1 pseudogene is annotated in these 418 nt (G+C 70.1%); it reads left to right on the top strand.

Features of this window, described 5'->3' with window-relative positions:
- Window positions 1-198: 198 nt before the first annotated feature.
- Window positions 199-418 (top strand): annotated as a pseudogene (locus tag J1M86_RS25955) (hypothetical protein); the annotation flags it as partial.

Genomic DNA, 418 nt, shown 5'->3' with positions numbered 1-418 from the left:
GTCCAGTGGAGCCCCTACCATAGCCACCTCGCCCGTTAGCTCCGGATAAGCCTTTTCCCTGCTGGGGCCGGGCGTCGCCCGGAACTTCACCGCAGCTCACCGGTCCGATCCGCGGGCCGGGACGCTGCGCTCTCCCCACTCCTTGCACAACGCCCGGTCCCATCTGCGGGTTCCCGGGTCCAGCGGATACAGTCACCGTTGCGCCAACTACGGGGACAGGAGAGGGTCATTACCGCCAACCGGCAGACGAGCTTCGTCCTCGCCGACTCCTTCGTCGCCGAGGACGAAGCTCTGCACCGGGCCCGGGAGCGGGCTCGTGAGCTGGGGATTCGCTCGGTGTCGCCCGGCACCGGCGCCGCGCTGCGCCTGCTGGCCGGTGCCTCGGACGCCAAGGCGGTGGCGGAGATCGGTACGGGCA

It is taken from the genome of Rhodococcus sp. KRD197, assembly GCF_017168235.1.
Lineage (GTDB): Bacteria > Actinomycetota > Actinomycetes > Mycobacteriales > Mycobacteriaceae > Rhodococcoides.
Note: the sequence above shows the minus strand (reverse complement) of the source record. Positions and strands in the feature narration are given on the sequence as shown.